Here is a 6,657-nt window from a genome sequence, read left to right as displayed (position 1 = left end):
GGTGCCCAGTCACAGGTTCCCGCGCCCGCCGTGACGGCAGGCTCGCACACGTCCTTTGCACCGCTGAAGCAAATCAAGGCCGGTGTGCTCAATGTCGGCTACGCTGAAGCCGGTCCCGCAAATGGCCCGGTTGTGCTCCTTCTTCATGGCTGGCCCTATGACATCTACAGCTTCGTCGACGTAGCGCCTGCGCTCGCCGATGCCGGCTATCGGGTATTGATCCCCTATCTGCGCGGCTATGGCTCAACCGAATTCCTCTCCGCAAAGACACCGCGCAACGGTCAGCAGGCTGCCATCGCCACTGATATCATCGCCTTCATGGATGCGCTTGACATCGAGCGCGCCGTGATCGGCGGTTATGACTGGGGCGGCCGCACCGCGGACATCCTGGCCGCTGTCTGGCCGGAACGCTGCAAGGGCTTGGTCTCGGTTAGCGGCTATCTGATCGGCAGTCAGGAGGCGAACAAGAAGCCGCTTCCGCCGCAGGCCGAGCTGTCCTGGTGGTATCAGTTCTACTTCGCCACTGAACGCGGCCGCGAGGGGTATGAGGCCAACCGGCATGATTTCGCAAAGCTGATTTGGAAGCTTGCTTCGCCGCAGTGGAAATTTGATGACGCAACTTTCGACCGCTCTGCCAAAGCCTTCGAAAACCCTGACCATGTCGCAATCACCATCCACAACTACCGCTGGCGGCTTGGCCTTGCCAATGGCGAAAAGAAGTATGACGCGTTGGAAAAGAAGCTCGCTGCCTTTCCTGTTATCACCGTACCGACCATCACCATGGAAGGCGACGCCAATGGCGCGCCGCATCCGGAGCCTTCGGCTTACGCCAAAAAGTTCACCGGCAGGTATGAGCATCGCAACATCACTGGCGGTATCGGCCATAACCTGCCGCAAGAAGCACCGCAGGCCTTTGCCCAGGCCATTCTGGATGTCGATCGCTTCTAAAGCCTGCCTCGGCTGCCGCGAACGGAATTCCCTGTTTCGCGGCAGCCAATTCAGAGTCAAAACAGTAAGCAGCGAGTCTGCAGATAACAGTTCTGTTGCGCGCCAATAGATAGAGGATCCGAAAGTCCCGACATGGAGCACGTCGACCACATCCTGATCGTCGATGACGATCGTGAAATCCGCGAACTGGTTTCGAGCTATCTGAAGAAAAACGGGCTTCGGACGTCAGTCGCCGCCGATGGCCGCCAGATGCGCAGCTTTCTCGAAGGCAATACGGTCGATCTCATCGTGCTCGATGTCATGATGCCGGGCGATGACGGGCTCGTGCTCTGTCGTGAGCTGCGTGCGGGTAAGCACAAGGCAACGCCGATCCTGATGCTGACGGCCCGCAGCGACGAGATGGATCGCATCATCGGGCTGGAGATGGGCGCCGACGACTATCTGCCGAAACCCTTTGCCGCGCGCGAACTGCTGGCACGCATCAAGGCCGTCTTGCGCCGCACCCGCGCGCTGCCGCCGAACCTGCAGATTTCGGAGGCGGGACAGTGGCTTCGCTTCGGTGACTGGCGCCTGGATACGGTCGGCCGTCATCTTCTCGACAGGCAAGGAACCGAGATTGCGCTGAGTGGCGCCGAATATCGGCTGCTGCGCGTCTTCATCGACCATCCGCAGCGGGTGCTCAACCGCGACCAACTGCTGAACCTCACGCAGGGCCGTGATGCCGAACTCTTCGACCGCTCCATCGACCTGCTCGTCAGCCGCGTTCGCCAGCGACTGGGGGATGATGCCCGCGAGCCGACCTATATCAAGACGGTGCGCAGCGAAGGTTACGTCTTTTCCGTTCCGGTGGAGATTGAAGAGGCCAGGTCATGAGCGTGGGGACTGCTCTTCGCTCCGGGTTTTGGCCGAGCACGCTGCGGGCTCGGCTTTTCTTCATTCTGCTGGCGGGCCTGGCGATTGCCTATGGTCTGTCCTTCACAGTCCTCTTCGTCGAGCGTTCCATGTCGGCCAAGGCCGTCATGCTCGGCACTTTGGAAAGTGATGTCGCGACCTCGATTGCCGTTCTCGACCGCCTGCCGGCGGATCAGCGCAGCGACCTGCTCGATCGTCTCAGCCGCGGCAATTATCGTTTCGAACTTGGGCCGGGTCTGCCTGGTGCGCCCGACAATTCCAGCAAGGGCAGGGAAATCGGCGGCAGGATCGAAGAGGCGATTGGCGGCACCTATCCGATCCGCATGGAATCCATTCCAGGCGACATCAGCCGGTTGCAGGCGCATCTGACACTGAGCGACGGAAGTCCGCTGACGATCGACATCACGCCGCGGCCTCCGATGCCGATTGCGGCATGGTTGCCCTATGTGCTTGCTATCCAGATGGTGCTGCTGGTGCTTTGCACCTGGTTTGCCGTGCGCCAGGCAATCCGCCCGCTCGGGGCTCTTGCGGCTGCGGCCGATGCACTCGATCCCAACAAGAAAGGTCCGCCGCTCAGCGAGCGTGGCCCGAGCGAAGTTGCGCATGCGGCGCGCGCCTTTAATGCCATGCGCGAGAGGATCGCGCATTATCTCGAAGAGCGAGTGCAGATTCTGGCTGCGATCTCGCACGACCTGCAGACGCCGATCACCCGCATGCGGTTGCGCGCCGATATGACCGATGATTCCCCCGGGAAGGACAAGCTGGTGCGCGATCTCGGTGAGATCGAACGTCTCGTGCAGGATGGGATCGCTTATGCCCGCAGCGCGCATGGCAATGGCGAGAAGTTTTCCCGTATCGATCTCTCGTCCTTCATCGACAGCATCGCCTATGACTATCAGGACATGGACAAGGCCGTCAGCGTCGTCGGCCTCGTACAGGGCATTGCATCGACAAAACCGCATGCGCTTCGCCGCATTCTCACGAACTTCGTCGACAATGCGCTGAAATTCGCAGGCGCAGCCGAAATCAGCGTTGAAAGGAAAGGCGAGGAGGCGATCGCCATCACCGTGATGGACCGCGGCCCTGGCATTCCGGACGCCATGCTCGAAGCCGCCATGCAACCCTTCTTCCGGCTGGAACAGTCGCGTAATCGCGAGACTGGCGGCACAGGCCTTGGCCTTGCCATTGCCCAGCAATTGGCAGCCGCGATCGGCGGCTCGGTACGGCTGTATAACCGCGAGGGCGGTGGTCTCGCGGCCGAAGTGACGATCCGCGCCAATTGAATTTTTCGCTGCATTTGTATGCGAAAATGTCCAGATGGACCGGCGCTACGCTTTGATACAGTTCGGCCAATTTTGGAAACATACGGGATACGTCAGCCCGTCAAAACCACTCCGTCACCAGATGTCGCAGGTCGCGACACGAAACCACGGAGTGCTCTCATGACGACGATTGAAAAGGTTCTCTACACCGGCAAGACCCACACCACCGGCGGCCGCGACGGCTCCGCCCGCAGCAGCGATGCGCAGCTCGACGTAAAGCTCTCGCCTCCGGGCAGCGCCCATGCCGGCACCAATCCTGAACAGCTCTTTGCAGCCGGTTGGTCGGCCTGCTTCATCGGGGCGATGGGCCTTGCCGCCGGCAAGCGCAAGCTGAGGCTTCCCGCCGATACCGCGGTTGACGCTGAAGTCGATCTCGGCATGACCGGCGATGCCTATTTCCTGCAGGCCCGGCTGAACATCAGCCTGCCGGGTCTGGAGCCTGAAGTCGCCCGCACGCTGATCGAGGAAGCCCACCAGACCTGCCCTTATTCGAAGGCGACGCGCGGCAACATCAATGTCGAGCTCAATCTCGTTTAAACATCCCGGCGCAATTTGGGTGCAGCTGGCTGCGTCCACGGAGGCTTCGATGAAAAGGATCATTATCTTCATTCTGGGAGCCGCGGTTTTTGCGGCACCCTGTATCTATGACGTGTTCTCTGACGAGCCGTCGCCACTGCTTGGTCTGCTTGTTGCGGCCTCGGCGGCACCCGGGTCCCTGTAAGGTGATTGCAGTCTGATTCCGTCAGAGAGCGATAAGTAGGGTACCCGCCGGATGGCGGGTGCCTCTGTTTTTTAAAGTCTTTCTACCTGTCTGGCTCCGATTGCGTCGCAAAACGATCTCAGTCTTGACATTAATACGGTCGTACGTATTGTAATGCGCATGGCAAAACATTCACACCGAAACTCAATTCTCGAAGCCGGCCGAAAGGTCATGTTCCGCAAGGGTTACATTGGCGCGGGCGTCCGCGACATCGTTGCCGAAGCAGGCGTGCCACAGGGCTCGTTCACCAACCACTTCCGTTCCAAAGAGGAATTCACGAGGGAGGTACTGGATCTCTACTTTCAGGATCTTCAGTGCGCCATCGAGACGGCGCTGGGGGACGCGGGGCTGAGGCCACGCCAGCGTATCGAGAAATATCTCGATATCATCACCGGCCGTCTGGCTGCTGATGGTTTCAGCCGCGGCTGCCTCATCGGCGATCTCAGCCTGGAGGCGGCCCCGCAGAGCGAGATGCTGCGCACGCGGCTCGCGGAAATTTTTGGCGAATGGAGCGCGCCATTTACGGCTTGCATTGCCGAAGGACAGGCCTCCGGAGAGATCGATGATGCGATCAGGCCGGAAGATCTGGCCGAATTCCTCCTTGCTTCATGGGAGGGTGCCATCCTGCGCATGAAAGTCTCGCGGGATGCCCAGCCTCTGGAGCGGTTCAAGAAGATCGTTTTTGCCACCGTATTCAAGGATCACACCCATGAGACATGATATCAGTCTGCCGCGCGTGCCGGTGCTCGATTCCGAAATGGCATATCGCGAGGCCGGCAGAACGGACGGCCCTGTCGCCCTCTTTCTGCATGGCAATCCCACTTCGTCCTATATCTGGCGCAACATCATTCCGCATGTTGCAGATGTCACTCATTGTATCGCCCCTGATCTGATCGGCTTCGGACAATCGGGCAAGCCTGACATTGCCTATCGCTTCGAAGACCATGCGCGCTACCTCGACGCCTTCATAGCGAAGATGGGCATTAAGTCGGCCTATCTCGTCGCCCAGGATTGGGGAAGCGGGCTGGCGCTCCATCTCGCAGCCCGCCGTCCCGACTTCGTCCGGGGCCTGGCCTTCATGGAGTTCATCAGGCCGATCCCAACCTGGGACGAATTTCTGCAGAATGGTGCCGAGCGTGAGATTTTTCGTAAATTCCGCACGCCGGGAGAGGGTGAGGCCCTCATTCTCCAAGACAATATCTTCGTTGAAGGCGTACTGCCGGGGGCGACGCTCCGTCAATTCAGCGAGGAGGAGATGGCCGTTTATCGAGCGCCGTTTCCGACACCAGCCTCGCGCCTGCCGACCTGGCAATTTCCAAATGAGCTGCCGATCGCCGGCGAACCCGCAGATGTCTATGCGACCATGGAAAAGGCGCATGAGGCTCTGGCAATATCGAACTATCCGAAGCTTCTCTTCGCCGGCGATCCCGGCGCCCTCATTCCGACCGCCTTTGCCGAGGATTTTGCAAAACGTCTGCGCAATTGCCGGCTGATCAAGCTGGGCAAAGGCCTGCACTACCTGCAGGAAGATCATCCTGAAATCATCGGCGAGACGGTTGCCGAGTTCATCGCCGAGATCGAGGCGCAGAGCCTCGTTGCATAGGCAGCAGAGCGATTGCCGCCACCGGAGAACGAAGGCGTGTATCGACTTCGTTCTCTTCTCTATCCGGCTACCGCAGATGCTAATGTATTCTTTTTGCGGGGCGAACGGTGCGTTGCTCGATCCGCCCTGCGATGGAGAAAATCAGCACATCGACATCGGCATCGATCGTCGACCCGTCCAACAGCCGGACAACGTCGTCTATCCCCGACACCGGATGGCCGCCGATTGCGAGCAGATAATCACCCTCGCGAAGGCCGGCCCTGGCGGCAGGACCATCGTCTTCGACGCGGCGCAGGCGGACTGTCGTCCGTTGGGGAACGCCGGCCTCAAGCGCAATACGCCGATGCAGGTCAACCGTATCGGCTGCAATGCCGATATATCCGCGGCGGACCTCGCCGAAGCGCAGGATTTCGGACACGACATGTTTGGCGGTATTCGATGCGACCGCAAAGGCGATGCTCTGCGCGCCCTGGATGACAGCGGTGTTGACGCCGATGACCTCACCTGACGAAGAAACCAGCGGACCGCCTGAATTGCCGGGGTTAAGCGCCGCGTCGGTCTGTATGATATCTTCCATCAGGCGACCGCTCGCAGCGCGCATCGAGCGTCCGAGAGCGGAAACGACGCCGGCTGTGACAGTCCATTCGAAGCCAAGCGGATTGCCGATGGCAACAGCGATATGCCCGCGCTTCAGCTTCTTCGAGTCGGCAAGCTGCGCCCAGGCGCCGGACCAGTCGTTGGCTCGGATCAGGGCAAGGTCGGTGTCTTCATCGCGGCCAAGCACCCGGCCCTCTACGACTGCACCATCAGGCGTCTTGATGGTGACGGCCTTTGCATCGCCGACGACGTGATTGTTGGTGACGATGAGACCGTCGGGCGAGATGGCAAAGCCGGAACCATGTCCCGCCCGTCCGCCGATGCGCTCGATGCGGCTGACTGCCGGGCCGACCATATCGACGGTATTCGACACCGTTTCGGAATAGGCATCCAGCAGCCCGGCGTCTGACGACGGCTGAATGTCACGATCAATGAATCCCATGAAATCTCCTCCGACGCGTGAGGCGTCGACGTTGAGGACCGGCAGCGACTGCTGATGGCAAAGGGCTGTCGTT

General features: G+C 60.2%; 8 protein-coding genes. 7 read left to right on the top strand and 1 reads right to left on the bottom strand.

The window, feature by feature from the left end; genetic code table 11:
• From PMI11_RS34685 to PMI11_RS34655, 7 genes are all read left to right on the top strand, one after another.
• Positions 1-948 (top strand): alpha/beta fold hydrolase (locus PMI11_RS34685; RefSeq protein WP_007826948.1); only part of this gene is annotated, 948 nt, incomplete at its 5' end.
• Between the two features lie 132 nt (positions 949-1,080).
• Positions 1,081-1,821 (top strand): response regulator, encoded by a 741-nt coding sequence (locus tag PMI11_RS34680; protein WP_007826946.1) that lies wholly within the window; start codon positions 1,081-1,083, stop codon positions 1,819-1,821.
• A complete protein-coding gene (locus PMI11_RS34675; RefSeq protein WP_007826945.1) occupies positions 1,818-3,143 on the top strand; it encodes an ATP-binding protein in 1,326 nt (441 codons plus the stop codon). Before PMI11_RS34680 ends, PMI11_RS34675 begins: the two co-directional genes overlap by 4 nt.
• A 159-nt stretch (positions 3,144-3,302) precedes the next feature.
• The gene (locus PMI11_RS34670; RefSeq protein ID WP_007826944.1) at positions 3,303-3,719 is read left to right on the top strand and encodes an organic hydroperoxide resistance protein; all 417 of its coding nucleotides are present in this window, start codon (positions 3,303-3,305) and stop codon (positions 3,717-3,719) included.
• Between the two features lie 49 nt (positions 3,720-3,768).
• Positions 3,769-3,903, top strand: coding sequence for a hypothetical protein (locus tag PMI11_RS38460; RefSeq protein ID WP_007826943.1), 135 nt, complete (start codon positions 3,769-3,771; stop codon positions 3,901-3,903).
• 159 nt (positions 3,904-4,062) lie between these two features.
• Positions 4,063-4,662 carry a TetR/AcrR family transcriptional regulator gene (locus tag PMI11_RS34660; RefSeq protein WP_037072688.1) on the top strand — a complete coding sequence of 200 codons (600 nt, stop codon included), beginning with the start codon at positions 4,063-4,065 and terminating at the stop codon, positions 4,660-4,662.
• A complete protein-coding gene (locus PMI11_RS34655; RefSeq protein WP_007826941.1) occupies positions 4,652-5,545 on the top strand; it encodes a haloalkane dehalogenase in 894 nt (297 codons plus the stop codon). The genes PMI11_RS34660 and PMI11_RS34655 overlap by 11 nt, the downstream gene beginning before the upstream one ends.
• A 79-nt stretch (positions 5,546-5,624) precedes the next feature.
• Here the strand turns inward: PMI11_RS34655 and PMI11_RS34650 are convergent, their stop codons facing one another.
• Positions 5,625-6,584 (bottom strand): S1C family serine protease, encoded by a 960-nt coding sequence (locus PMI11_RS34650; protein ID WP_007826940.1) that lies wholly within the window; start codon positions 6,582-6,584, stop codon positions 5,625-5,627.
• Positions 6,585-6,657 lie beyond the last annotated feature (73 nt).

This window comes from Rhizobium sp. CF142 (assembly GCF_000281145.1).
Taxonomy (GTDB): Bacteria; Pseudomonadota; Alphaproteobacteria; order Rhizobiales; family Rhizobiaceae; genus Rhizobium.
Note: the sequence above shows the minus strand (reverse complement) of the source record. Positions and strands in the feature narration are given on the sequence as shown.